Here is a 25945-nt window from a genome sequence, read left to right as displayed (position 1 = left end):
CGCGTCAGCGCCCGTCGCCCTTCAGGAGAGCGAGGGTCTTCGCATCTTCCCCGCCCGCGAAAAATCGCGCGAGCGCCTTGGCGAAAAGCGGATCCCCCGGCGCCGCGCAGGAAAAGAGCGTCATGGAGGAACGAAACTTCAGCGCGTCGACGTGGCCCAGCACGCTTTCCGCCGAACGGACGTTCGTCATGAGCATCGCCGCGACGCAGTCGCGCAGCCGCGGGCCGAGAATGGGATGCGCGAGATAGGCGCGGGCCTCTTCGAGGCCGGACAGGCCGTAGAACTGGCTCGCCTGGCTGAAGCCGAGCCCCTTCAGTTGCGGAAAGACATACCAGATCCAGTGGCCGGTCTTGCGGCCCGAGAGCAGCTCCGCGAGCGCGCGGGCGTAATTGCCCTGCTGCGCGTCGAGAAAACGCCGGAGGTCGAAGGGGTCATTGACCGCGCCCATGGCGCGCCTCCTGCGAAACCGCGCGAGGTTTCGGCCCGAGCGCTTTCAGGACGCCGGACCCCGCTTCGCTGTTCTCGCGCGTCGCCCGCCGCCTGCGCGCGTCATTCCGCCGCGTGCTGCTCCGGCAGGCCGCGGGCGATGCGCTCGGCCTTCAGAAGCTCCGCCACGAGGAACGCCACCTCGATCGCCTGCTCGGCGTTGAGGCGCGGGTCGCAATAGGTATGGTAGCGATCGCGCAGATCGTCTTCCGAAATCGCGCGGGCTCCGCCCGTGCATTCGGTGACGTCCTTGCCGGTCATTTCCAGATGGATGCCGCCAGCGTAGGAGCCTTCGGCCTGATGCACGGCGAAGAAGTTGCGGATCTCCGACATGATGCGGTCGAAGGGCCGCGTCTTGTAGCCCCCCGCGCTGATGGTGTTGCCGTGCATGGGGTCGCAGGACCACACGACGTTGCGGCCCTCGCGCGACGCCGTGCGCACCAACGCCGGCAGGGCGTCGCCAATCTTGTCGGCGCCGAAGCGGCAGATGAGGGTCAGCCGGCCCGGCTCGTTCTCGGGGTCGAGCGCGTCGATGAGGCGCATCAGCCCGTCGGGCGTGAGGCTCGGGCCGCATTTCAGGCCGATGGGATTTTTGATGCCGCGCATGAATTCGACATGCGCGCCGTTTTCCTGGCGCGTGCGGTCGCCGATCCACAGCATGTGGCCGGACGTCGCGTAATAATCGCCCGTCGTCGAGTCGATGCGCGTCAACGCCTGCTCGTAGCAGAGCAGCAGCGCCTCGTGCGACGTGTAGAAATCGGTCTGACGCAGCTCGGGATGGTGCTCGGGATCGAGGCCGATCGCGCGCATGAAGCTGAGCGTCTCGGTGATCTGGTCCGCGAGCTTCTGGTAGCGCTCCGATTGCGGGCTGCTCTTGACGAACCCGAGCATCCAGCGATGGGCGTTCTCGAGATTGGCGAAGCCGCCCGCCGCGAAGGCGCGGATCAGGTTCAGCGTCGCCGCCGACTGGCGATAGGCCAGCAGCTGACGCTGCGGATCGGGCTCGCGCGACTCTTCGGTGAAGTCGATGTCGTTGATGATGTCGCCGCGATAGCTCGGCAGCTCCCGGTCGCCCTTCTTCTCGACGGGCGAGGAGCGCGGCTTGGCGAACTGGCCGGCGATGCGGCCCACTTTGACCACCGGCGAGCCGGCCGCGTAGGTCAGCACGACGGCCATCTGGAGGAAGACGCGGAAGAAGTCGCGGATGTTGTCGGCGGAGTGCTCGTTGAAGCTCTCGGCGCAGTCGCCGCCCTGAAGCAGGAAAGCCTTGCCCGCGGCGACGTCGGCAAGCTGGCGCTTCAGATTGCGCGCCTCGCCGGCGAAGACGAGCGGCGGAAAGCCGGCGAGCTGATTTTCAACGTCGGCCAGCGCGGCCTGGTCGCGGTAGACCGGCGTCTGCTCGATCGGCAAATTTCTCCAACTGCCCGGCGTCCAGCGTTCCACTTTCCCAAACTCCGTGAAAATCAGCGCCCAAGCGGGCGATTCCCGACGCCGCAGCCCCGGCGCGAGAGGCGCTTATAGAGGAAAATGCGCGGCAATGCGACCTTTTCGGCGCCGGGCGGCCCTGGGGCGAACTGGCGAGGCCCGCCATCGGCGGCTATAAGCGGGGCCGGAAAGGCGCAGCCCGAACCCGACGGAGGCCGATGCCCGCATTGCTTTCGCAGCTCATTGAGGCCGCCCGCTGGCTCGGCGCCCTCGCCGTGCTGTTGCTCCATGTCAACAACATGTTCGTCAATCAGGCGGACATCATGAGCGCGCCGCATGCCGCGCCGGCCTATGTCTGGTGGTTCTTCACCGCGGCGGAAATGGGCCATCAGGCGGTCGTGGGGTTCTTTGTGCTCTCGGGCTGGCTCGTGGGCGGCGGCGCGCTGGCGGCCATCGCCCGGCGGCAGGATTTTCTGCGCGACTACTTCGCGCGTCGCATCGCCCGCATTTATGTCGTTCTCGTCCCCACTCTCCTGCTGACGCTCGCGCTCGATTCGCTCGGCCGCGCCTTTTTCGCGGATGCAGGCGTCTACGACGGGCCGATGGTTCTCGGCCATTTCTCCGCCGGGCTCTTCGCCGCGAGCCTGTTCAATCTCCAGGGCGTGGTCTTCGATCATTTCGGCACGAACGGCCCGCTGTGGTCGCTCGCCTGCGAGTTCTGGTATTATGTCTGCTTCCCGCTGCTCATGCTGCCCTTCGCGGGAAATTATTCCGCGGGCGTGCGGTTCGGCGGCCTTGCTTTGGGCCTCGGCCTCGCGGCGGCGCTTTCCGCGCCCGCGAGCTGGTTTCCCTTCGGCTTCGTCATCTGGTCGATGGGCGCCTTCGCGGCGCGCGCCCCGCGGCCGCTGATCCGCTCGCGCGGGCTCTCGCTCGCCCTTCTCGCCGCCGCGGTGATTTTGATCCGGCTCCTCGTTCGCGGGCCGCTGCTCGCCGCGCATCCGTGGCTGACGGCGGTCGCAGATCTCACGGCCGCGGCGCTATTCGCCAATCTCCTGCTCGCCTTCCGCGACGGACCGCAGGCGGGCTTTTCGGCCCTGCGCTGGAGGATGCACGCGCCGCTCGCGGGCTTTTCCTTCTCGCTCTATGCGATCCACATGCCCATCGTGATGATCGCCCGCGCCGGCGTCGGCCATGCCCTCGGGCGCGACTGGGCGCTGCGGCTCGCGACGGGGGCGAATTACGCCGTGGCGATCGCCGTCCTCTCAGCCGCCGTAGCCTGCGCCTATGGTTTCTCCCGGCTGACGGAGGCGCGGACGGGCGCGGCGCGGGGGACGCTTTGGCGCATTATCGACAAACTCATGCCCGCGCCAGGCCGACCCGCGCCTGAACGGATGACGGCGGGATCGTAGGCGCGAGGGCGAGAACCGCCATCCTCAGCCCTCCCGCCGCCACTGGCGGGTGGGCGACCGCATCGTCACGAGTTCCTCCGCCGCCGTCGGATGCACAGCCATAGTCGCGTCGAAGTCGCCCTTGGTCGCGCCCATGCCCATAGGAATCGCGACGAGCTGCGCCATCTCGCCCGCCTCAGGCCCGAAAATATGCGCCCCGACGACGCGCTGGCTCTCCGCGTCCACGACGAGCTTCATGTAAACACGTTCGGCGCGGCCGGAAAGCGTCGCGCGCATGGGCCGGAAGCTCGTCTCGTAGATGTCGAGCGCGGCGTATTTCTCCTGCGCGGCGGCTTCGGAAAGCCCGACCGCGCCAACTTCGGGCGTGGTGAAGACGGCGCTCGGCACGCAGTCGTAATTCACCGTCGTCGGACGGTCGCCGAACACCGTATCGGCGAAGGCGTGTCCCTCGCGGATCGCGACGGGCGTGAGATTGACGCGGTCGGTGACGTCGCCCACCGCATAGACCGACGCGACATTGGTGCGCGAATGGCCATCGACGATGACGGCGCCGTTCTCGCGCAACGCCACGCCCGCGCCCTCGAGCCCCAGATTCCGCGTGGCCGGCCGGCGCCCGGTTGCGACGAGCACGGCGTCGACCTCGCGCGTCTCGCCGTCGCTCATGGCGACGGCGTATCCCCTCGCGGTCTTGTCGATGCGGGTCGGCAGCGCGCCGGCGTGATGCGCGACGCCCGCGGCCGTCAGCGCCTCGGCGACGCGCCTGCGCACATCTTCGTCGAAGCCGCGCAGCGGCCAGTCGGCCCGATAGGCGAGATAGACCTGCGCGCCGAGCCGCGCGAAGACGCTCGCGAATTCGACGGCGATATAGCCGGCGCCGACGACCAGCAGCCGTTGCGGGAAGGTCGGCAGGTCGAAGATGTCGTTGGAGGAGAGACCCCATTCGAGGCCCGGCACATGCGGCGCGAGCGCCGGCGCGCCGCCTGTCGCAACGAGAATGTAGCGCGCGCGCACGCTCCGCCCGTCGGAAAAATGCACGTCGTTGGGCCCCGCGACCGTCGCGCGGGCGCGGACCAGCTCGACCCCGGCGTTCGCCAGCGTCTGCTCGTAGAGGCCGGAAAGGCGGGCGATTTCCTTTTCCTTCGCCGACACGAGAGAGGGCCAGTCGAATGAAACGTCCCCCACGCGCCAGCCGAAGCCCTTCGCGTCCTCGAAATCGTCCCTGAAGCGGCTGGCGAGCACATAGAGCTTTTTCGGCACGCAGCCGCGAATGACGCATGTGCCGCCGACCCGGAATTCTTCCGCGACGGCGACCTTCGCGCCATGGCTCGCCGCGACGCGCGCGGCGCGCACGCCGCCCGAGCCGGCTCCGATGACGACGAGATCGTAGTCGCAACCGCTCATAAACCCCCGCCCGTCACGTCCCCGATGATGCGCACGCCGCTCGCGCCCGCGACGAAAATGGCCGTCGCGAGACCGATGAACAGTCCGTGATCGACGACGCCCGGGATGGCCTCGAGCCGCCGCGCAAGCGTCTCCGGCGCGTCGATGGCCCCGAGGGCGCAGTCGAAGATATAATGGCCGCCATCGGTGAGATAGGGCTCCTGCGGCGCTGTCATGCGCAGCGTGATCGGGCCCTCGAGCCCCAGGCCGCGCGCGACGCGCTCGATATGCAGCCGAGTCGAGCGGGCGCCGAAGCGGTCGACCTCCACCGGCAGCGGGAAGGCGCCGAGCGTCGCCACTTCCTTGGTCGCGTCGGCGACGACGAACATGCGCTTCGAGGCGGCCGCGACAATTTTTTCGCGCAGAAGGGCCCCGCCGCCGCCCTTGATCAGACGCAGGGAAGAGTCGAACTCGTCCGCGCCATCCACCGTGAGGTCGAGTTCCGGCGTCTCGTCGAGCGTCGAGAGCTTGATCCCCAGCGCTTCCGCCTGTGCGCGCGTGCGTTCGGAAGTGGGCACGCCGACGACCTCGAGCCCGGCGCGCGCGCGCGCGCCGAGGAGATCGACGAAATGCGCGGCGGTGGAGCCGGTGCCGAGCCCGAGCCGCATGCCATGGGTGACGGATTCCAGCGCGGCCTCGGCGGCGGCGCGCTTCATCGCGTCGGCGGACATATTGGTCATTTTCGCGTCCAGATGGGCTGCGCCGCCGCGACGGTGGCCGGCTCCCCGCCGATAGAACTTTCGGCCCGCGAACTCAACCGCCCCCGGCGCGAACAGGCGGATCGCTCCCTCATTTCGCCGCCGGCGTGCAGACCACTGAACTCTCGTTGAGCACGAAACAGATCGACATCATGCCGGAACGCAGGTCGACGCGGAAGACGCCGCCCTCGCCCGTGTGATGCGAGGCGACGAGCGCATAGTCGCTGAAGGCTCCCGCCTTGGCCCCCTCCCCCGGAGGGTAACAGAGCGTGACGCCGATCGCCGAGCCCTCCTTCAGCCCATATTGGCAGGCGCCGACTTCCCCGGTCGCCTTGTCGAGGCGGAAAACGCGGTTCAAATCCGTCTGCGGCGCGGCGAGGAATTCGTAATTGCCGGCGCCGGAGGCCGACGACGTCGCGAGGCTCGCGGCCAGAAGGGGGGCCGCGACGCAAGTCAGGCTCCGCCAACGGAAAAAGCGCGATCGACGCATTCGTTTCTCCTTGTCCGCGAATCGGATGCAGGCAGTCTACACGCGGCGGGGAGGCGCGGGATGAGCGAATTTTCCCGCAAGGCGCTTGATCTGCGCGAGCGGGGCCTTTACCCCCGCGCCATGAACCAGCCCGCGCCCATTCTCGTTTTCGATCTCGACGGCACTTTGGCGGACACCGCCCGCGACCTCGTTGGGACGCTCAATGCGCTGCTCGCGCGCGAGGGCCTGCCGCTCGTGGAGCCCTCCTCGGCGCGCAGCCTGGTGGGGGCCGGGGCGCGGGCGCTCATCGAGCGCGGCTTCGCGCTGAACGGCGCGCCGCTCCCGGCGCCGCGCGTCGAGCCGCTGGTGCAGGATTTTCTGGCGCATTACGAGGACCATATTGCCGACGAGAGCGAACTTTTCCCAGGCGCTCTGGCGGCGCTCGACCGTTTCGCCGGCGCCGGCTTCCGCCTCGCGGTCTGCACCAACAAGCCTGAACGGCTGGCGCGTCTGCTGCTCGAAAGGCTCGGGGCCGCCAACCGCTTCGCAGCGATCTGCGGGCGCGGAACCTTTCCGATGCACAAGCCCGACCCCCGCACGCTGGCGCTGACGATCGACGCCGCGGGCGGCGATCCGCGCCGGGCGATTATGGTCGGCGATTCGAAAACAGACATCGACACCGCGCGGAACGCCGGGGCGCCGGTCGTCGCGGTCGACTTCGGCTATACGGAGATTCCCGTCCGCGATCTCGCGCCCGACCGGGTGATTTCGCATTTCGACGATCTCTGGCCCGCGGCGGAAGCAATTCTCGGCGCCTGCGCCTTCGAGCGGACTTGACGACGCGCCACTCCGTCTCTTACACGGAAGTCGTTTCGCAAAAACGCGACGGGCGGCTAGCTCAGCGGGAGAGCACTCCCTTCACACGGGAGGGGTCACAGGTTCAATCCCTGTGCCGCCCACCATCACAAAAATAACTATTTGGCTGTCTTGTCGTCCGTGAACAACTTGGAAGGCTCTGATGTGAGGGGGTTTTCGGCGCAGTCGACGTAATCGTTTTCGCAAGCTTCGCCTGTGTTTGGGTCGGTTTCCTTGCAAATTGATCGGCGGCGTTTGTTGTGAACCTGTCCTCTCCTCGATATCGGCGAGGGAGAGTCGCGATGCGGCCGAAGGAGCGGCGGGATAGCGGGCGGAAGGATGTGTTTCGCTCGCGGCTCGATCAGACTGTCGACATGGGGCGTCCGCTGCCGAAGCTCGCCGCGGCGATCGGCTGGGGTTTTCTCGAGCAGCGCTTCGACGCGGTTGATGGCCGGGCTCGCGATCTTGAAGCGCATGCGCGACCTCTCCGACGAAGCCCTGTGCGAGCGCTGGATTCGGCGTCAAGGCGTCGGCGGCGACCACGCTGCGCGCCTCGAAGGGCGGCCAGTTCGTCACGCATGTGAAGGCGCTGGCGGGCGCGCCCTATGACGGTCACACGCTGGCCGTGGCGATCCCGGAGATGGAGCGACAGATCGGCGCGACGATCAAGCGCGAACTGCGGCGACGCTCCGCCGTCGAACCGGTCATCGGTCATTTGAAGGCCGATCGCCGCATGGGCCGAAACCACCTCGCCCATACGACCGGCGACGCCGCCAGCGCCGTCCTCGCCGCAGCCGGTTACAACTTCCGGCGCCTGCTCAAATCGCTCGCGCTTTTGTGCGCCTTCCTCCTCCGCGCCTTCGCCCAGCCGGAAAAGTCAGAAAATCAAACAAGCCCGGCCTGAGCCGCGTTCTTCAGGGGGGGGGGACGAATCAGACATTCGCCGATTCGGGAATCCCCCGTGGGTCACAGCCCGCGCGGGTTGGTATAAAATCCCGGAGTGAGCTGGGTCGGATCATTTCTGAACCGCTCCGGCTCGTCCGTCCATATTTTGCAGACGTATTCATGTGGCGTGAGGCCGCGGAGCGTCATCAGCCGCGTGGGGAAGTTGTCGGCTGCGACGAAGGCGGAGAGGCGCTCGCGCAATTGGTTGTGGGTCTCGTCGTTCCAGGGTCGGCGCAATTGTCGACTTTATTGAGGAGAGTCTCGGTCCCGCCTCTCCGAATCTGTACCTTGTCGCTGGGATCCCGTTTCCGACGGGCGCTCGGTGCGGTTGTTCGTGAAGCTCCAGCCTTGGCGAGGCGCGCCGATGTCTTGCGGGTAGCTGACGTTGCCGCGGGCAATATTGTTTCGCTGTTCGCCCGGTTCGTAAAATTCGATCGATCGGCCAGAGGCCCCAATGAAGACATTTCCCTCGATCACGGAATTTCGCGTGGGGCTTGCGATCAGGATCTGCCCGTCGCGCCAGCCGCTTGGCCCGACAAATTTGTTTCCCCTGACGCGCAGAAGATCCGTCACGCCGCCGTCGCCATCATAAATCTGGATGCACCAGCCATGCCTGATGTTGAAGAAAAGATTATCTCTGATGTCCACGTCGGAAACGGATGCGAGATAAACGCCGTGGTCGAGGTTTTGATAGCCGAGCGTTCGCGGCGCGCAGCCGTTTTCTCCCGGCCCAAGTCTTCCGATATCGTGAAACACATTGTCGGACAGCGTGACGCCGGCTCCGTTATTGCCGAAAAAACCCGCAATTCCGTAGGGCGTATCGGTGCAAATGCGGCCGATGTCGTGAAACTTGTTGCCTGAAAAAAGCAGGTCGTGGTTGCCAGGATTGCTGCGAGCGCCCATCGATGTCTGACCTGATATGTCGAAGTCCTGGATGGTAACGTAGCTGGCGTTGACGTAAAATCCGACGGCGGCGTTTTCGTCGCGCCCGTCGATCCTCGCGCCCCATTTCGTTTCCGACCGGAAAGTGACCGGCTTGCCCGGCGCGCCGCTTGCGCCGATCGAGACATTGTTGCCGTTCGCCGCCGAATAGATTCCCGGTCTGACGATCACCGTGTCTCCAGCGCCGACGCTGTCGGCCGCCTTTTGCAACGTCCGCCACGGCTTCCTGATCGATCCGTCGCCTTTCGTGTCATTGCCGTCAAGCGCGACGTAATAAATGGAGGCGCGAGCGTTTCCGCACAAAATCATTGCCGCCGCAACAACTGCGCCCGGCAAGATGGTTCGACGCATGTCCCGAAGCCCCTTCTCTGCAAACGGCCGAAGGGCCGAGGCGTCGTCAGGCCCGCTCCAGCATGCTCGCGTCGCTGCTGCCCTGCGCGGCCTTCCGCAAAACGGTTCGATAGATGGCGATCATGTTCTCGGCCAGAACCTTTTCATCCAATGCGGCGACCGCTTCCCGCCCCTTAATTCGCTCTCCGCGCCGAAGAACCCGCTCCAATGCGGCGGCGACCGTCTCCGGCTTTCTGTCGGCAGTGATTTCGCAACCATCGACATCGCCAAAGCGTGCGACGGCGTCGCCTACCTCGACGGAAACGATGGGAAGGTCGCAGGCGAGCGCCTCCTTGAAGATCGTCGGCGATCCTTCCTGTTGCGACGTGACGACGAGAACGTCGCAGGCGAGCATCAGTTCAATGATTTCCTTGTGCTGTCTCCCCCATCCGAGCACGAGCCGCGCCGGCAGTCGCTTATTGAGAAGCGCGACGGCTTCCTGCGCCTGCGCGTAGCGCTTGAGGGGATTGTGCGGACTTCCCACGAAAAGGATGAGTCTTTCGTCCTGCGGCAACCCAAGGCGCTCGCGGGCTTGCGCGCGCGTCATTTGAGGCAGCGCGTCGAGGTCGACCCCCGTCGGCTGAACATAGGTTGGAACGCCGGGAGGAAGATTACGGCGCATGGCGTCCGAGACGATGACGACGGCGTCGGCGAAGCGCGCCGCGGTCCGGCCGAGCCGGATAAGCAGCCGCCCCTGGCGCGTCAGTTCGCCCTCCGGCGATAATTGACCGAGAATATCCGTGCCGTGAAACGTGATCACCAGAGGCCAACGCTTCGGCCAGGGAATGAGCGCCGCCTGCCCGAATTGCGCATGCACCAGGTCGAAGCGACTCCTGTCTCGGTATTGGCGATTGAAACGCCAGATCGCCTTCAAATAATTGAAGGGATTCTTGGCCCCGCGGAACGCGAAGATTTCTACCTCGACGCCGGCGCGACGCAGGAAAGCAACCTGTTGGACAAGAAACGGCACGAGGTAGGGGTTATCCGAGGTCGGCCATTCGCTGGTGACCATCAACACTCTAATGGGCGTCTGCATTATCGAGACTTTCCCCCTGCAATGGTGGCAATGGTGAAAGAAGTGGGTTGTCGATTTCGCCGTCCGCCCAGCGATTCCTGAACTTCACGAGCCCGACGAGGAAACCCAAACCATAAGACACATGGAGGATCGCGAAACATGCGACGAGCGCGGGGAACATGCCCCAACCGTTGCGTCCGGCGATCCGCGCGGAAGCCGTGATATTGGCGAGCGCGTAGGCGCCGGCCGTCGCCGCAAGGCCTGGGCGTCCCATCCAGTGAATGGGCGCGACCAAGACGCAGAGCGACAGCGCCGCCACGAAAATCGCCGGGACGAACTGGTGCGGCCGCATCTGCCCGGGATGCTTCTGCATCACGCGTACTTTCCAGTAACCATACTGATAATACTGGCGCCATAGCAGACGCGGGCTGCTGCGCGTGAAATATTGCGACCTGATCCTGGGGCTGAGCAGGATGCGCCCGCCGCGTTCCAGAAGTCTGTAATTGAATTCGTCGTCCTGGTTTCTGACCTGCTCCTCGTCGAAGAGACCATAACGTTCGAATACGCGGCGCGGCCAGGCGCCCATGTAGACGGTGTCGACCCACTCCTCGCGATCCGAATAATGAAACCGCGCGCCGCCGACCCCAAAAGGAGAGCTGGTCGCGAGCGACACGGCCGTGGCGAAAGCGTTTTCGCCGACTGCCTCCATGCGGCCGCCGACATTGTCTGCGCCGGATCTCTGCAACGCGGCGACGCATTGACGAACATAGTCGTGTGCGACAATCGTGTGGCCGTCCACGCGCACGATCACTTCTCCGCGCGCGCGGCGCAAAGCAAGGTTGAAGCCGGTCGGCACGATCCTTCGCGGATTGTCGAGGATCGATACGGAGACGTCCGGATGCGCGGCCGCAAGTCGCGCAATTATCTGTCGCGTCGCGTCATTCGACATGCCGTCGGCGACAAGAATTTCCAGAAGCGACGGCGGGTAATCCTGACCGATGACGGCCTCGAGACTCTTCCCGATGAAATTCGCCTCATTACGGATTGGCATGATCACTGTGACCGGAACGGGTTGAAAATCTTGCATGACATTGTCACTTTGTTCGGCGTTGCAGTCGGAATTTGATCCAGACCGCCGCCGACCTTCGCAGACGGGCATTCACCTCCTGTTTCTCGATCGTGTCCAGACTGTTGTCGATTTTTGGATGGCGAGAACAGGGCTCGTGTTTCTCACTCCAATACATCCCCCGTTCATTCGGCGCGGGCGGAAATGTCCGAGACGGACGTTTGGCGCGCCGGTGAACGTTCCTCCTCCGCTTCGCAGACTCTCCAAAGCTCGGGGACAACCCGAGTCGGCCCGAATCTCTCGATGGAGCTGCGCGCTCGCGCGCCAATGCTGCGCCTCAGTTCGCGATCTTCGACGAGCTGCAAGACATAGCCCGAAAGATCCAGGACGTCGTTCGTTCCGACGAAACCATTGACGCCTTGGACGATGAGTTCGCCGATGCCGTTCACATTGGTGGACACGCATGGCGTACCGGAGGCCATCGATTCGAGCACGACGTTCGGCATCCCTTCATGGTCGGAGGAAAGAAGAAATATGTCAGCGGCGGGCATCAGTTCCCGCGCATCCGACAGGCGGCCGAGAAACTTGATTTTGTCGGTCAGGCCCAATCGCGCGACTCGCGCCTCGAGATCCGCGAGACATCCGAAGTCCAGTCCGGCGATGGCGGCCCGCACGGACGCCTTTTTGGAGACTTCTGCGACGACATCGATGAAGCGAGCGAAATTTTTTTGGGGCGCCAGCCGCCCGGCGCCCACGATGAGGATCGAATCGTCGTCCAGTCCCAGCCGGCTTCGCCACTCCTCGCGCCAGACGCGCTCCTGCTCCGGCGAAAAAATATCGACAGCGTTCGGCACGTAAACGACCCGCTTTTTTCCGCCGTAGCGCGCCGCGATATCAGCGTAAGTCTCCCGAGAATTGCACACGATCGTGGAGACGCCCGATACGCTCAGATAGGACCAAGCTTTGCGTAGCCGCGTGGGCAGATCTGCAAAGGAAGCATTACGAAAGGACCCGACGCGACGAATGCCGAGCCCTGTCAGCGCGAGTCCGAAAGGGTTCGTGTAGGAAGACCAAGAAAAGAAGCATTTGGCGCCCTGCGCGATGCAGCCCGCGCGCAATTGCCTAAATTTATCCAACCTGCTCCCATGCAACAAAGTAATAGGGATCTCCATGTCCCGGAGTTGATCCGCCCAGTCTCCCAGGATGAGGCTCGATACGTAGACCCTGGGAGACCATCTGCTTCTATCGCAGTGTCGTAGAAAAAAATAGAGTTGCCGTTCGCTCCCGCCCGGACCAAGCTGTCCGATGACGACCGCGATGCTTTCGGGCTTTGCCGGAGTAACTGTGCTCATGATCGCTCAGGCGCTCGAAGAGTTGGCGGAAGAATGCTTCTCGAGGAAGCGGTTTGTGTGGCGGGGCGGCGCGCCATGTCCGCGCGTGTCCTCCGGCGCCGCGCGAAATTTCTTCAGATAAAACGATAGAAAGGCGGAAATCCCGGTCAGTTGAAACGCGAATTTGTCGACCGATGCGGCGTCGTCGATATAGAAGGACTTCAATCGGAAAGGATCGACGCCCGCCGAATTCCATCCGGGATCGCAGGTGCGCGCGGATCGAAAACCGGCTTCCTTCGCGTAGGCGATCTCGCGTTCGGAGTAGTCGCCATTGGGGTAGCAGAAATGATCGAAATCGCGCCCGATCGCGGATGTCAGCTCGTTTCTAGAGCCGGCGATTTCCTGGCGCGCCTCTTCGTCGTCGCAACGCGTCAAGATGGGATGAAATCTCGTATGCGCGCCCAAATCCGCCCACGCGCTGATCGCCGCGAGTTCGTCGGGCGTCAGAGCCTGGCGCGGGCTTACGCTTTGCATCTGCTCGAAACCGACTTTGCTCAGGGCGATCTTTCGCTGAGCGTTCGTCATTTTCTTCAAGCGATCTACGAACCCGCGCTCCCGGCCGATCCACCAGTAGCCGGCGCCCGTGCGGATGATCCCGGTGCACAGAAACAGCATGGGACGAACGCCGTGCTTTTTAAACACAGGCTCGAGCTTTGCATTCGTCGCCATGCCGTCGTCGATCGTGACAATTGCCCGAGGCCCCGTCGACTTCGGATTCCATAGTTCCTCGAACGGCACGATTGTCGAGACCCGTCCGAGATATTCGAGATGGCTATCCATGGCCTCGGGCGAGGGATCATGGTACATGAGGATGGAAATCTTGTTTCTCCACAAAAGCCTGCGAAGTATGAAATTCACGCCGAATTGCGAAAAGGCCCAAAGCAGACACCGAGCCGCCCGAGCTTTCGCGGACTCATTGGCGGCGCCATCATTTGATTGTTTTTGAGCCATTAAACATCCCTCGATGGAGCAGCGTTGGGCTCCCGTTCAATCAATTCCGAATGAGCCGCAGAAGAGCGTTAGCTTGTCCATTCTGGAGGGATGACGCTGAAAACCGTAAAATGACATTTTTCTTAGCTCCTGACGCCCTGCGCCTTTGCGGTCGCCATTTTAAGCGTGGTCAGTGTAGATAATGCTTAGCGAAGAGATATTGTTCCAGCCACTAACATGATGCAACGACTATGATGAACAGGCTTGACCTCTGCCATTTTCAAAATCGAGCCTGTTCACGGCGCGCCCAGATCGGACGATTGGAACATTCGGCCGCTGAAGGAGTTGAGTTTCAGCGCGCCAACATTTGTCTCAGCGCCTTTGAGTTGTTCGGATAAAGAGCGGATGTGCGGGATTGCGGGAGTTTTCGGGCGGCTTTCTGAAGAACCGGCGCGCATTTCGATCGAGCGCATGGTCGCGTCTCTGGCGCATCGCGGCCCCGACGGCCGTGGCGTCCTCATCGATGGGCCGGTTGCGCTTGGGCATGTCAGGCTGAGCATCATTGACGTCGCCGGCGGGCGGCAGCCCCTCGAAAGCGAGGGCGGCGATTTTGCGATCACCTTCAACGGCGAAATTTTCAACTATGTCGAATTGCGGGATGAGCTCGTCGCGCGCGGCCATCGCTTTCGCACTAGGTCCGATACGGAAGTCATTCTCCGCCTCTACGAGGAAAAAGGCGAAGCTTGCGTCGACTCCTTGGTCGGCGATTTCGCCTTCGCGATTTGGGATCGCGTGCGCGACTGTTTGTTTCTCGCCCGCGACCGGATGGGCGTGAGACCGCTCTATTGGACAAAAACAAAGGAGCGATTTTGTTTCGCGTCGGAAGTGAAGGCGCTGGCCACGCTTCCGGATGTCGCGGTCGAACTCGATCCGATAGGCTTCGATCAGATCTTCACCTTGTGGACGACGATTGCTCCACGAACGGTATTCAGGAACATTCAAGAGCTGCCGCCGGGTTGCACAATGGTGGCGACACGGGACTCGGTGCGAATGAGGCGCTACTGGCGTCTCGCGTTTCCGACGGCGGACGAAGACAGTCGTCGCGTCGTCGACGAGCCTTCAATGGCCGAGGAATTGCGCCATCTTTTGGCTGACGCAACGAGAATTCGCTTGCGCTCGGATGTTCCGGTCGGCGCCTATCTCAGCGGCGGGCTCGATTCCTCGATCGTGACGGCTCTGGCGATAGACGTGGCGTCCGAAAGGTTGCGAACCTTTTCGGTCACTTTCGAACCTTCGGAATTCGACGAAAGCGAATTTCAGAGGCATGTGGTCGAGGCGCTGGGGGTGGCGCATTCGTCGATGTGCTGTGGCGGGTCCGAAATTGGAGAGAGCTTTCCCGAAGTAATGTGGCATGTCGAACGGCCGATCCTGCGTACGGCGCCGGCGCCCCTGCATCGATTGTCGGCGTTCGCCCGTGACGCGGGATACAAAGTCGTTTTATCGGGGGAAGGCGCCGACGAGGTTTTTGCCGGCTACGATATTTTCAAGGAAGCAAAGGTGCGCGCATTCTGCGCTCGCCAGCCTAGTTCGTCGCGACGCGCGCTCCTGTTTCGACGGCTTTACCCCTATCTCCCGGCGGTTCAGGCGCAGAATCCAGCTTACCTCAGCGCGTTCTTCGGGATCTCGCTCGATAAGACCTCAGACCCGCTATTCTCTCATATCCCTCGTTTCAGGACGACGGCGCGTATAAAGAATTTTTTCTCGGGGGATCTGAAGGCTGCGCTCAAGGGCTACGACGCGCTGGAGGAGCTTCGCGACGACCTGCCGCCCGCCTTCTCGACATGGCGCCCGTTGGCGCAGGCGCAGTATCTTGAATCTACTTATCTGCTCCCTGGCTATATCTTGTCGGCGCAGGGCGACAGAGTGGCGATGTCCCATGGCGTCGAGGGGCGTTTCCCTTTTCTCGATCACCGTGTCGTTGAATTCGCCGCCGCGATCCCGACGCGCTCGAAGCTTCGGACGCTTCGGGAAAAGCATATTTTGCGCGAAAGCATGGCGGCCCGTCTTCCGTCGTCGATCGGCAATCGCGCCAAGCAACCCTATCGCGCCCCGGACAGCAGTTCGTTTTTCGGCGAAAACCCGCCCTCCTATGTCGCTCAGAGACTTTCCCGTCCGGCGATACTGGAGGCCGGACTCTTCGACGCGGCGGCCGTCGAGAAATTAGCGACGAAGTGCGCGGGTGGCGGCGTCGCCGGCGCGCGCGACAACATGAGTCTTGTGGGCGTTCTTTCGGGTCAGTTATGGAGCGACGTCTTCCTCGGCGCCCGTCGTACGATGATTGCCGCGCCGCCTGTATAGGCCAAGTGACAAGATAAAGGGAAATCAGAATGGCGGAAAAGGTCGAGGCCGAAATTCGGGCGTTCATCGCGGAGAATTTTCTATTCCAGGACAATGCGGATTCCGTTGCGGGCGATGAATCGCTTCTCGAGAGCGGCATCTTCGACTCGACCGCGGTGCTTGAAATGGTGCGGTTTCTCGAGGAGGGGTTCGGGCTCAGAATCGCGGATAGCGAAGTGGTTCCCGCCAACTTCGATTCGATCGACGCCCTTGTTTCATTCGTAAACCGCAAGACCGTCGCAGGAGCCGAACCAGCCGGCGCTGTGGCGGCGAATTGATCCGAAAGAGCGGGGAAAACCGCATATGCGCGTCGAACGCTTCCTGGAGGACAGCGCCAGATCTCATGGCGAGAAAACGGCGCTGGTTGTGGGAAGCGTCCGGCTGAGTTATCGCGAGCTCGACGCTATGGCGACCGCATTTGCGGGCGCGGTCCAACGGCGGGGACTGTCGCGTGGGGATCGCGTCGTGATCTTTGCGGACAACTGCTGGGAGGCGGTCGTCGGACTTTTCGGCGTCATGAAAGCTGGCGGCGTCGTGGTGATGGTCGGCGCCTCCATGAAGGCTGAAAAGCTCGCTTTCATTATCCGGGATTGCCGTGCGACGGCGTTGGTCGTGAAAGATGCGCTTCTGCCGGTCGTGCGCGAGGCCGCCGAACATGCGTCGAGCCTGAAGAGCGTCGCTGTCTCCGGCGCAGGCGGAGACATTTCGGGGATTCCGGGCGGCGGGCGCCTTTCCGAATGGCTTGCGGAAGGCGTCGGTCCCATTGCTCGGCCGGGTATCGAACTCGATCTCGCGATGTTGGTTTACACGTCCGGATCGACTGGCTCCCCGAAGGGCGTCATGATGACGCACCAGAATGTCGTCGCGGCGATCTCCTCGATTACGACATATCTCGAAAACACCTGCGACGATGTAATTCTTAGCGTGCTGCCGATTGCGTTCAATTATGGGCTCGGGCAGATATTCACATCGGTTAAAGTCGGCGCGACGCTGGTCCTCGAAAAGTCTTTTGCGTTTCCACAGACCATCTTGGAGAAGATGCGCGCCGAACGCGCAACAGGTTTTCCCCTCGTGCCAACCATCGCGGCGTTGATTTGTCAAATGCGTGATCTTGAGCCGGGCATGTTGCCGAGTTTACGTTATATCACGAACGCTGCTGCGGCTTTGCCGACGCCTCACATTTGCCGTTTGCACGAACTTTTTCCGACGGCTCGCGTCTTTTCGATGTACGGCCTGACCGAATGCATTCGTGGGGCGTACATGCCTCCGGAAGAACTTGCCGCGCGCCCTGCCTCCGTTGGCTTCGCCATTCCGGGAACGGAAGCTTACGTCGTCGATGATGACGGTTTAAGGCTTCCGCCGGGCCATGTCGGGGAACTCGTCATTCGCGGCCCGCATGTGATGAAAGGCTATTGGGAGAATCCCGAAGCGACAGCGAAAGCGCTGCGGCCCGGGCCATTTCCCTGGGAAAAGGTTCTCTATACAGGAGACCTGTTCAGAACCGACGATGAAGGCTATCTCTTCTTTGTCGCACGCAAGGACGACATCATCATCACGCGGGGCGAAAAGGTGAGCCCCAAGGAAGTTGAGAATGTCCTTTTCACGCTCCCCGGCGTGCGAGAAGCTGTGGTGACCAGCGTTCCAGACCCGATTCTCGGGAGCGCGGTAAAGGCGATTATTTCGGCCGATGAAAGCGCGGCTTTGACGGCCGCGTCAGTGATCCGTCACTGCGCTCGTCACCTCGAGGACTTCATGGTTCCCAAGCATGTCGAATTTAGAGACGAACTTCCGAAGACGGAGAGTGGAAAGGTGAGCAGGCGTGAAGCTGCGCGCCTTTAGGAGAAGGGCATGATGGACGGATTGACTGATGCGAGGTCGTCGGTTTCGGATTTCTCGAAAGAGGCTCTGCGTCTCGACGCCGCCGCCGAAACGCGCGTTATCGTGACGACCCTTCGCGATCAGCTTCGCCGGCTTCGTCGCCGTGGAATCGTCGTTGGCCTGTCCGGCGGGATCGACAGTTCCGTCACCGCCGCGCTTTCAGTCGCCGCAGTCGGCCCCGAGCGTGTGCTGGGCTTGTTCATGCCCGAATATGACTCTGACCCTGAAAGTCTGCGTCTCGGCAAACTCGTCGCCGGCGCGCTTGGCATTCAGTCTGTGCTCGAGGATATTGGCCCGATCCTGAAGGCGAGTGGTTGTTACGCACGTCGTGACGCCGCAATCCGCCGTATATTTCCGGATTTCGGCGAGGGATGGACATGCAAGGTCGTCATCGATTCCGACATGCGGGGGCAGGGGTATAATCTGTCGAGCCTCGTTGTGCGTTCTCCTGGCGGCGTCGAGGAGCGGCGGCGTCTGCCGCTCGAGGAATATCTCGCCATCATCGCTGCGGCGAATATGAAGCAACGTACGCGCAAGCAGATCGAATACTATCATGCGGATCGCCTGAACTACGCCGTCGCCGGCACGCCCAATCGGCTGGAATATGATCAGGGATTTTTCGTCAAGAACGGAGACGGAGCCGCCGACGTCAAGCCGATCGCCCATCTGTTCAAAACGCAGGTTTATCAACTGGCGGAATATCTCGGGGTTCCGGAAGAGGTGAGCCGCAGGCCGCCGACGACCGATACATGGTCGATGCCGCAAAGCCAGGAAGAATATTACTTCTCGGTCGACCATGCGACGATGGACCTGTGCCTCTATGCGCTCGATAATGGCGTCCCGGCGGCGCAACTGGCGAAGAGTTCCGGGTTGAGCGTTTCCCAGATCGAGACGGTGTGGCGAGATATTGCGGCGAAACGCAGGGTCGCGGAATATCTTCATTCTCCGCCGCTTCTTATCCGTCCGAACGACCCGCGCGGATAGGGAGGCGACGGCCGGCGATTTCGAAAACAGCTTGTCGAAGGAAGCAAGGCGATGGCGGCAGCGGTTCGTCCCTTCATGGCAGAGGACGCGCGCGCGGTTGCGAACCTCTTTTTCAAGGTTTTTCTGCGGTCGCAAGCTGCGGCGCCGGATACGCTTGTCGACTACCTCCGCGAAATCTTCTGCCGCCATCCCTGGGCGGATTCGGAATTATCGTCACTCGTCTACGCCCAAGCCGATGGTTCGATAAGCGGGTTCATCGGGATCTATCCCGTGCCCATGATCTATCGCGGCCGCAGGTTGCGGGCGGCGTTCGCCGGCAATCTGATGGCCGACCCTTCTCTTCAGGATCCTTTGGCGGGCGCGCGCCTGCTCCGCTCGTTTCTCTCCGGTCCGCAGGATCTGTCGCTCACCGAGACGACAAATCAGATCTCGATGACGATGTGGCGCAAGCTCGGCGGACAGGTCGTCGCCAATCGCAGCCTCAATTGGATCAGGGTTTTGCGGCCTATGTCATGGCTCGTCACGGCGGCTGCGCGTCGTGCGCCCTGGTTCGGCCTGCTGCGCGGGCCCGCGTCATTGTTCGACATGGTCTCGGCCCGGCGACTGGCGCCGCAATCGGCGCCGAATGCTTCGGGAGAAGACGTCGATCCTTCTGCGCTTTCTCCGATCGTGCGCGATATCGCGCAATCGTTCGCTTTGCATCCTGATTTCGACGAGGCGGCGCTCGCGTTCCTGCTGGAACATGCGGCGAGAAAAGAACGCTATGGCGAATTGATTGCCCGTATCGTCCACAGCCGGCGCGGGCAGCCGATTGGCGGTTATGTGGCGCATGGCAGGCCCAACGACACGCTGAGGGTCGTGCAGATCTTCACATCTGCGGCGAACGCCGACCCAGTCGTCGCGGACCTTTTCTCGCGGGCGGCGGCGATGGGCGCGGCGGCGGTGAACGGCCGTACGCAGCCTGAAATCATTCCGAGCTTGCTCTCCGCCCAATATCTCTTCGCGTATAGCGGCGGCGCCACATTGGTGCACGGTCGCGACCCGGAGTTGCTGGCGGCTGTTCATGGTCCCGACAATTTCCTGAACGGCCTTGCCGGCGAGACCTGGGCGCGCCTGATCGGCGGCGCATTCGACGAGGGGGTACGACTGCCCCGCAGGGAAGCCTCTCCCCTCGAAAATCTGAGCTTCGTGAAGCTGCGACGCTTGTCGCGATCCCGCTAGGATTGCCGAACTCACGTTAGCCCGTCCTATTCGCGCAGCCGCCGAGATTCGCCGAGTTTTTCCGCGGCATGATCGTGGACGCGGGTCCGCTTTGCGTTTTACCGCTGGGTAAGGTGCGGGCTTTTTGAACGCGTTGGAGTTGAAACGATGGCCTATCTGGGGCTTGCGGACGTAGGCTCTGCCCCGTCGTTCACGGTCCTGCCGACTGTAACGCGCCGGCCAAATATCGGAATAGGCCGGCTTGTGGGCAAGCGCTGGCCAGCGCAAGCCGGATGCGGCTTGCAGCCTCGACGATACGCGCGCCAATCTTGAGCAGCTTCTCGCGCAAGGTGGCAAATTCGGCGACGGCGAGCGGGTGGGGTTTTGGAATGGCGTCGCGCAGTTCGAGCATCAGCCAATAGGCGGCTGTATGAAGGAAGAGCCGCATCTGATTGGCGAGCGGCGCCCGGCAGGAGGTGCGATCCGACGCCAGCTGGCTCTTGTGCAATTTGATCAGATTTTCCATCTGGCCGCGCGCGCAATAGAGCGTGTCGTAGATATGTTCGGGCGAGCCATTTGCGATGTTGGTGACAACATAGCGAATATCGAGCCCCAGTTCCGTCGCTTCGATGCGGGCGCAGACGCGGCGCTCGGCCCGCCAAGATCTGGCGCCGTAGTTCGTTTCCGCGTAGCCACGTAGGACAGGCATCTGTTCCAACGCGCGACGGGTGCGGATATCGTCGGCCCTTTCTTCGACGGCCGCGGCGAGAAGCTTATTGCCGGACAGGCCGAAAACATAATCGAGGCCATTGTCCTCGCACCAATCCATCACCTCGCGGCGGCCATAGTGGCCGTCGCCCCGAATGGTGATCTTGGTCGTCGGCCAATGGGCGCGGATGCGACGGATGATGCGGCGCAAATGACCGCACGCTTCCTTGCCCGTCGGCGTCTTCCCCGGACGTAGAATGATGGCGACAGGGCGTCCAGTCGCGGTGTCGTAAATATGGATCGGCAGGAAGCAGCGCTCATCGTAATGCGCGTTGAACAGCGACAGTTGTTGATGACCATGCACGACGTCGCAGGTGTCGTCGATATCGAGCGTCACGGCTTCCGGAGGCGAGGCGTAGCTGGCGCAATAAAGATCGATCAGCACGCGGCCGAGCTTCACGATTTCGCGCAAGGTCGGCGCATTCTCCCAACGCGACATGGTCGGCTGCGAACACAAATCGTTCCCGGTATCGGGCAAGCGCCCGCAGGCGATCTTAAAGGCCGGATCCTTGCGGAGATGATCGAGATCGTCCGCATCCTCGTAACCGCAGGCGATAGCAAGAATGCGCGCGCGAAAAATGCTGGCGAGCGAATGGGTGATCAACAAAGGATTACGCGGATCGGCAATGACCGCGGCGAGCTTGTCCGCCAGGCCCAGACGATGCTCGGCTTGCCCCAAGAGCATCACGCCAGCATCCGAGGTGATGCGGCCACCATCGAAGGCTGCAGTGATCTTCTTGCGGCCAACGGCTGGAAACGAGAATGGGAGGAGGTTATCTTCGGTCATGGCGGGTGTGGCTGCGATGCGATGGCGTGAGGGATCAGCGTAAGCAACTAATCCATACACTAATTCAATGTCTTACGCTACGCTCGCCAACCCAAAATGACCTCATCGCTGAATAAGATGGGTTAGCGCGCTCGAAGGCTCAGTATCTTTGCAGGCTTTCCGGATTCCCGAGATCGCGTCCGGTGTGCTGAAGAACGCGACGCAAGATCCGTCGCGCCAGGCGCTCGACGCCGTTTCTGTTACGATTTGGCGTAACGCGCTCTGAGATGAAGCGCCGCTGGTCGGGCGTAAGACGCCAGTCCGACGCTCCGCAATTTTCCTCGACATGTTCGGTCTTTTCAGCTTTGAAGATGGCGGCGACCGCCGGCTGGGAGACACACCAGTTGAGGGCCACTTGCGCGCGAGTCTTGCCGAGGCTCCGGGCGACTTGGCCAATCGCATCCTCGGCGTCTGCGCGCAGAAGATCGTCGAGACCGGTCGCCAAGGGACTGTATGCGAGCAGCGTAATCCTTTGACGCTCGCAATAAGGAAGCATCTCCGCCTCTGCGGAGCGATCCAGAAGATTATAGCGAATCTGATTGGAGACGATGCGCGTCTTCGAAAGCTGGGCTTGCGCGCGCGCGAGCTCCGCAGCCGAGAAATTGCTGACGCCGATGAAGCGCACCTTTCCGTCTTGGACGAGTTTTTCCATCGCTGACATGGTTTCCGAGAGCGTGATGGTGTAGTTCGGCCAGTGGAGCTGATAAAGGTCCAGATAGTCTGTGCCGAGCCGTTTCAGACTGCATTCCGCGGCCTTGATCACGTCATTGTAACGGAAGTGACGCGGCGACACTTTGCTGGCAAGAAAGACGCGGTCACGGATTCCTTTGATTGCTTCTCCGACCAGGGCTTCGTTTCGGTAGCCCTCGGCCGTGTCGATGAAGCATGCGCCGCATTCGATCCCGAGGCGTAGCGCTTCCGGACCGCCGCGATATTGCCAGGTGCCCTGAGCCAGTTCCGGCGCTTCAACGCCGGTATCGCCAATTTCCTTGAGTAGCACTTTGGTAACCAATCTCTTCCTAGGGTTTGAAGCTCTTCTGAGATTCTCGCCGGGAGCGCAGCAAATTCAAGCTTGACTGTTTGGCGCGTTGGCGGCGTCCCGAACGGCTGGTTGGATCGCAGTATGGCGTCTCGTAGTGAAACGCCAACTCAAGTAGTCAAGTTGAAGATTGTGGGCCGACATCCTCGCCTCAGCGATCGGCGCTCTTGGAATTATTTCGTTGAGCAAGGTTCACGCGGTGAGGATGGCGGAAAATGGGATGGGGCGCATCGTTTTGTCGGATCTTATCCGAAAGCTGCGCTGTCTTGGGCAAGTTCTCGCCATGTTGGAGCTTATAGCTGGAATTCAGCCGAACGAATCATGAGCCATGGGGGCTGATTGATATTCGAGCTCAGGTTTCCGACTCCGGCTGATCTGCATGCGCATCTTTCGAGCATCCTGCAACGAGAGGGGACCATCACTGTGCGAATGATCTCGACAATCCTGCGAAAGGCGTCGCTTGTCGCGGCGCTGTGGCCGGCAAGCGGTTGGGCCGCCACTTACTATGTGTCAGTCGCGGGAAGCGACTCCAATTCGGGTCTTTCGTCGACTTCCGCATTTCGAACGATACAGAGAGCCGCGGACATAGTTGTGCCTGGAGATATCGTTCTCGTCGGGGACGGCGTCTTCACTACGACATCGGCCCAGTTGATCAACGTATGGCGGAGCGGAACGCCGGGCGCCTGGATCACCTTCCGGTCGGCGAACAAATGGGGCGCGAAGCTCAGTGGTAGAGATTATTCCACGACCTCGGGCGTCTATGTGAGTTCGAGCGTGAATTACGTCCGTTTCGAAGATTTCGAACTTTCTGGGTTCCGCACGATCGCTTTCAGTCTGCGGGGGTCCAACATCACGCTAAAGGGAAATCTCGTGCATGATATTGGCCGTTTCTGCACGGACATGTCGACGGGCATCGCCGGTTACTACAGTCAAGGTGGCGTGAATATCACTCTGGACCGCAATATCTTCCATGATATCGGCCGTCTTGGTCCGGGCGAAAACGGGTGCGCTCCTGGCAATCTCTATTACCAGAATCACGATCACGGCCTGTATGTCGACGGCACTCATAATCTCTCAGTCACGAACAACCTATTCTACAACATCAGTCACGGATGGCCGATTCAACTCTATCCAGGGACGAGCAACGGACTGAGGGTGCTCAACAATACCTTTATTGGCGCGAACAGATGGCGCGACGGGCATATCTATATCTACGCCAGTCTCAACAACGCAATCATAAAGGACAACGTCATGAAGGCTCCCCGGCGGCAGGCCGTGTCATACGGGTCGGGCAGCATGAGTAACGTCATCATCCAAAGCAACACGGTCTTCCCTGGCGTCATTACCGCGGATAGATGGCCGGGGGGCGTAACCTTCACGGGCAACCGCAGCAACACCAATCCAGGCAGTTTTCTTCCAGAGGCGTGGACGCCCTGACAACTTGTCCGGCCAGACAAAGCGGCTGTTGATTTCGTGACCGAGGAGGCCCCGCTGCGGAGGGGCCTCCTGCCCCTCGGTTTTGCCGGTTTACATCCAGCAAGGCTCGCTTCAGGGCTGTTTAAAAGCCCCTCGCGCCATACGCGCCGATGTTGTTCCCCATATTGTCGAACAGTGCGCCGACCGGCTGCCATGCGAACCATGCTCGGCGTCGACAAGCCCCATGGCGCCGCGGACGTCGTCTACCAAGCAGGGACGATGCGAGTGACGCCGCCTGTGGCGCAGAACATCCGGCGGCTGATTGTCGGCGCTCGACGCGCGGCGCGAAGGCTGCGGGCTCAGCCGGCGCATCCGCGGCGCGGATCGCGGAGGGCTTCGGCTGAATCAAGACCGACGCCGGAAAATCGAAGGGGAATTTTCCAGACAGAGAGAGGCTCGACTCGGCTTTCGCCTTCGCGGCCGCCATTAATTTGGTCCGACTGCGGAAGCTGCAGGCGGCGGCTTGAACATGGGCCGAAACATGGGCCGAACGCGAGCAAAACGCTTCGTCGCCATGGCCAAGTCGGTGGCTCGAACTGAAGCAAAACCTTGCCGCGCTCTCACCCCTCGCACAGTTTCCACAATTCCGGGACCACGATTTCCGGCCTCCTTTGCTCCATCGATCGGCGCGCGTGCGCGCCCATCTCGAGTCGCAACTCTCTATTGGCGGCCAATTCGATCAGCGGCTTCGAAATCGCAAGGGCATTGTTGTCCGCGATAAAACCGGAGGAGCCTTCGTCGATCAGATCGGCGACGCCATTCACCCTTGTCGACACGCATGGCAAACCCGCAGCCATCGCCTCGAGGATCACATTCGGCATCCCCTCGTAATCGGAGGTCAGCAGAAAAACGTCGGCGGCGCACATCACCTCCCGCGCATCAGGCGCCTGTCCAAGGAATCGCACAATCTCCTGCACACCGAGCTCGGCCGCTCTCTCGAGAAGTTCCGGCAGTGGCCCGTCGTCTCGGCCGACGATGATGGCGCTGACCGGAGCATATTTTCTTACCTCGGCGATAGCGTCGATAAATCTCCCGAAATTTTTCTGAGGCGCGATTCGGCCGACTCCGATGATCAAGACCGCGTCAGGAGGAACGCCAAGCCGCGCGCGCCACGCTTCGCGCCAGCTTCGAATCTGCTCGACGTCGAATATGTTCACCGCATTCGGCGCGTAAACGATCGTCTTGGTCTTGCCGACGCGTTTCTGGAGTTCGACCTGAGTTTCGAGGGAGTTGCAAACCACCGCGGAAACGCCCGCCAGCCCGGCCCACTCCCAGACGCCTCGAAAGCGGCTCGGAAGATCCGCGAAAGACGCATTGCGAAACGAACCGATCCTGTGCACGCCGAGGCCCGTCAAAGCGAGGCCAAAGCCGTTCGTATAAGACGACCATGAAAAGAAACTGCGCGCGCCTTGAGCGATGCAGGCGGAACGGAATTGCCGCATCTTGGCGAGCCGTCCACCATTCAGCTGCACGATCGGAACGCCCAAGGCGGCAATGGGATCGCGCCACGTCACCAGTTCGCCGAGGTCGCTGGATACATAAAGCGTCGGCGACCAGCGGCTACGGTCGCAATGGGCGAGAAACATATAGAGTTGCCGCTCGCTTCCGCCGTGGCCCAGCTGACCGATGATCACCGCGATTGGCCGTTTATTTTCTTCTTTTTCCGGCATTGTCCTGCTCTTGGTTGATAGGAAGAAGGCAGCGGAGATGTCGAGGCGGGCGTTCATGCGCTTGATTAGTCGTCGCATGCGTTTCGAGCGCGCGGCCCGAGTTCGATCAGCGCCCCCTCGATAGAGCGGCGATCCTGGCGCATAAGCGCAACCTTGGGCGAGTCGATACGCCATGGATCGAATTTATGCATTTCGTGAACCCCCAGCTACGCCGCTTCGCCGGAACGTCCGATGCTGAACGTTTTG

Annotated in this window: 23 protein-coding genes, 1 tRNA gene and 1 pseudogene; 10 read left to right on the top strand and 15 right to left on the bottom strand. The window is 62.0% G+C overall.

The window, feature by feature from the left end:
- Positions 1-4: 4 nt before the first annotated feature.
- Positions 5-448 (bottom strand): DUF1810 domain-containing protein, encoded by a 444-nt coding sequence (locus ACV959_RS16265; RefSeq protein WP_475737599.1) that lies wholly within the window; start codon positions 446-448, stop codon positions 5-7.
- Positions 449-549: 101 nt separating this feature from the next.
- Positions 550-1929: a class II 3-deoxy-7-phosphoheptulonate synthase gene (locus ACV959_RS16260; protein ID WP_475737598.1), complete on the bottom strand. Its 1380-nt coding sequence runs from the start codon at positions 1927-1929 to the stop codon at positions 550-552.
- A gap of 200 nt (positions 1930-2129) precedes the next feature.
- Between ACV959_RS16260 and ACV959_RS16255 the strand changes: the two genes are divergently transcribed.
- The gene (locus ACV959_RS16255) at positions 2130-3320 is read left to right on the top strand and encodes an acyltransferase family protein (RefSeq protein ID WP_475737597.1); all 1191 of its coding nucleotides are present in this window, start codon (positions 2130-2132) and stop codon (positions 3318-3320) included.
- Positions 3321-3344: 24 nt separating this feature from the next.
- Here ACV959_RS16255 and gor read toward each other — a convergent pair whose 3' ends face one another.
- The 3 genes from gor to ACV959_RS16240 form a co-directional block, all read right to left on the bottom strand.
- The gene (gene gor, locus ACV959_RS16250; protein ID WP_475737596.1) at positions 3345-4721 is read right to left on the bottom strand and encodes a glutathione-disulfide reductase; all 1377 of its coding nucleotides are present in this window, start codon (positions 4719-4721) and stop codon (positions 3345-3347) included.
- The gene (rpiA, locus tag ACV959_RS16245; protein ID WP_475737595.1) at positions 4718-5440 is read right to left on the bottom strand and encodes a ribose-5-phosphate isomerase RpiA; all 723 of its coding nucleotides are present in this window, start codon (positions 5438-5440) and stop codon (positions 4718-4720) included. Before rpiA ends, gor begins: the two co-directional genes overlap by 4 nt.
- Before the next feature lie 109 nt (positions 5441-5549).
- Positions 5550-5948 carry a hypothetical protein gene (locus ACV959_RS16240; protein WP_475737594.1) on the bottom strand — a complete coding sequence of 133 codons (399 nt, stop codon included), beginning with the start codon at positions 5946-5948 and terminating at the stop codon, positions 5550-5552.
- 120 nt (positions 5949-6068) lie between these two features.
- Between ACV959_RS16240 and ACV959_RS16235 the strand changes: the two genes are divergently transcribed.
- Positions 6069-6764, top strand: a complete 696-nt coding sequence (locus ACV959_RS16235) for an HAD-IA family hydrolase (RefSeq protein ID WP_475739701.1) — start codon at positions 6069-6071, stop codon at positions 6762-6764.
- A 50-nt stretch (positions 6765-6814) separates the two neighbouring features.
- A tRNA-Val gene (locus tag ACV959_RS16230) sits at positions 6815-6889 on the top strand.
- A gap of 12 nt (positions 6890-6901) precedes the next feature.
- Here ACV959_RS16230 and ACV959_RS16225 read toward each other — a convergent pair.
- Complete coding sequence (locus ACV959_RS16225) at positions 6902-7258, bottom strand: hypothetical protein (RefSeq protein ID WP_475737593.1); 357 nt, start codon at positions 7256-7258, stop codon at positions 6902-6904.
- Between the two features lie 38 nt (positions 7259-7296).
- Between ACV959_RS16225 and ACV959_RS16220 the strand changes: the two are divergent.
- Positions 7297-7686 (top strand): annotated as a pseudogene (locus ACV959_RS16220) (IS5/IS1182 family transposase); the annotation flags it as partial.
- 62 nt (positions 7687-7748) lie between these two features.
- Here ACV959_RS16220 and ACV959_RS16215 read toward each other — a convergent pair.
- The 6 genes from ACV959_RS16215 to ACV959_RS16190 all read right to left on the bottom strand — a co-directional run bounded on the left by ACV959_RS16215 (position 7749) and on the right by ACV959_RS16190 (position 13338).
- Entirely contained in the window at positions 7749-7964 is a 216-nt protein-coding gene (locus ACV959_RS16215; RefSeq protein WP_475737592.1) for a hypothetical protein, read from the bottom strand.
- A gap of 9 nt (positions 7965-7973) precedes the next feature.
- Entirely contained in the window at positions 7974-8978 is a 1005-nt protein-coding gene (locus ACV959_RS16210; RefSeq protein ID WP_475739699.1) for a right-handed parallel beta-helix repeat-containing protein, read from the bottom strand.
- Between the two features lie 88 nt (positions 8979-9066).
- Positions 9067-10095 carry a glycosyltransferase family 4 protein gene (locus ACV959_RS16205; RefSeq protein WP_475737591.1) on the bottom strand — a complete coding sequence of 343 codons (1029 nt, stop codon included), beginning with the start codon at positions 10093-10095 and terminating at the stop codon, positions 9067-9069.
- Positions 10079-11161 (bottom strand): glycosyltransferase family 2 protein, encoded by a 1083-nt coding sequence (locus tag ACV959_RS16200; RefSeq protein WP_475737590.1) that lies wholly within the window; start codon positions 11159-11161, stop codon positions 10079-10081. Before ACV959_RS16200 ends, ACV959_RS16205 begins: the two co-directional genes overlap by 17 nt.
- Positions 11162-11325: 164 nt before the next feature.
- Positions 11326-12492 (bottom strand): glycosyltransferase, encoded by a 1167-nt coding sequence (locus ACV959_RS16195; RefSeq protein WP_475737589.1) that lies wholly within the window; start codon positions 12490-12492, stop codon positions 11326-11328.
- Positions 12493-12498: 6 nt separating this feature from the next.
- Positions 12499-13338: a polysaccharide deacetylase family protein gene (locus tag ACV959_RS16190; RefSeq protein WP_475737588.1), complete on the bottom strand. Its 840-nt coding sequence runs from the start codon at positions 13336-13338 to the stop codon at positions 12499-12501.
- A 528-nt stretch (positions 13339-13866) separates the two neighbouring features.
- On the opposite strand from ACV959_RS16190, the gene asnB reads away from it, so the two are divergent.
- Genes asnB through ACV959_RS16165 form a run of 5 tightly spaced genes read left to right on the top strand, consistent with a single transcriptional unit; the run spans position 13867 to position 19941 of the window.
- Complete coding sequence (gene asnB, locus ACV959_RS16185) at positions 13867-15819, top strand: asparagine synthase (glutamine-hydrolyzing) (protein ID WP_475739698.1); 1953 nt, start codon at positions 13867-13869, stop codon at positions 15817-15819.
- Positions 15820-15848: 29 nt separating this feature from the next.
- Positions 15849-16136 (top strand): acyl carrier protein, encoded by a 288-nt coding sequence (locus ACV959_RS16180; protein ID WP_475737587.1) that lies wholly within the window; start codon positions 15849-15851, stop codon positions 16134-16136.
- 25 nt (positions 16137-16161) lie between these two features.
- Positions 16162-17697: a class I adenylate-forming enzyme family protein gene (locus tag ACV959_RS16175; RefSeq protein ID WP_475737586.1), complete on the top strand. Its 1536-nt coding sequence runs from the start codon at positions 16162-16164 to the stop codon at positions 17695-17697.
- A gap of 9 nt (positions 17698-17706) precedes the next feature.
- Positions 17707-18720, top strand: a complete 1014-nt coding sequence (nadE, locus tag ACV959_RS16170; protein ID WP_475737585.1) for an NAD(+) synthase — start codon at positions 17707-17709, stop codon at positions 18718-18720.
- Positions 18721-18771: 51 nt separating this feature from the next.
- Positions 18772-19941 carry a hypothetical protein gene (locus tag ACV959_RS16165; RefSeq protein WP_475737584.1) on the top strand — a complete coding sequence of 390 codons (1170 nt, stop codon included), beginning with the start codon at positions 18772-18774 and terminating at the stop codon, positions 19939-19941.
- 190 nt (positions 19942-20131) lie between these two features.
- Here ACV959_RS16165 and ACV959_RS16160 read toward each other — a convergent pair whose 3' ends face one another.
- Positions 20132-21475 carry an IS1380 family transposase gene (locus ACV959_RS16160; protein WP_475737583.1) on the bottom strand — a complete coding sequence of 448 codons (1344 nt, stop codon included), beginning with the start codon at positions 21473-21475 and terminating at the stop codon, positions 20132-20134.
- Between the two features lie 139 nt (positions 21476-21614).
- On the bottom strand, positions 21615-22514 hold the full coding sequence (locus tag ACV959_RS16155; protein WP_475737582.1) for an aldo/keto reductase: 900 nt from the start codon (positions 22512-22514) through the stop codon (positions 21615-21617).
- A gap of 630 nt (positions 22515-23144) precedes the next feature.
- Here ACV959_RS16155 and ACV959_RS16150 point away from each other — a divergent pair.
- Positions 23145-23990 (top strand): right-handed parallel beta-helix repeat-containing protein, encoded by an 846-nt coding sequence (locus ACV959_RS16150; protein ID WP_475737581.1) that lies wholly within the window; start codon positions 23145-23147, stop codon positions 23988-23990.
- A 599-nt stretch (positions 23991-24589) separates the two neighbouring features.
- Here the strand turns inward: ACV959_RS16150 and ACV959_RS16145 are convergent.
- Positions 24590-25699 (bottom strand): glycosyltransferase, encoded by a 1110-nt coding sequence (locus tag ACV959_RS16145; RefSeq protein WP_475737580.1) that lies wholly within the window; start codon positions 25697-25699, stop codon positions 24590-24592.
- Between the last annotated feature and the right edge of the window lie 246 nt (positions 25700-25945).

Source organism: Methylocystis sp. Se48, from assembly GCF_056269425.1.
Note: the sequence above shows the minus strand (reverse complement) of the source record. Positions and strands in the feature narration are given on the sequence as shown.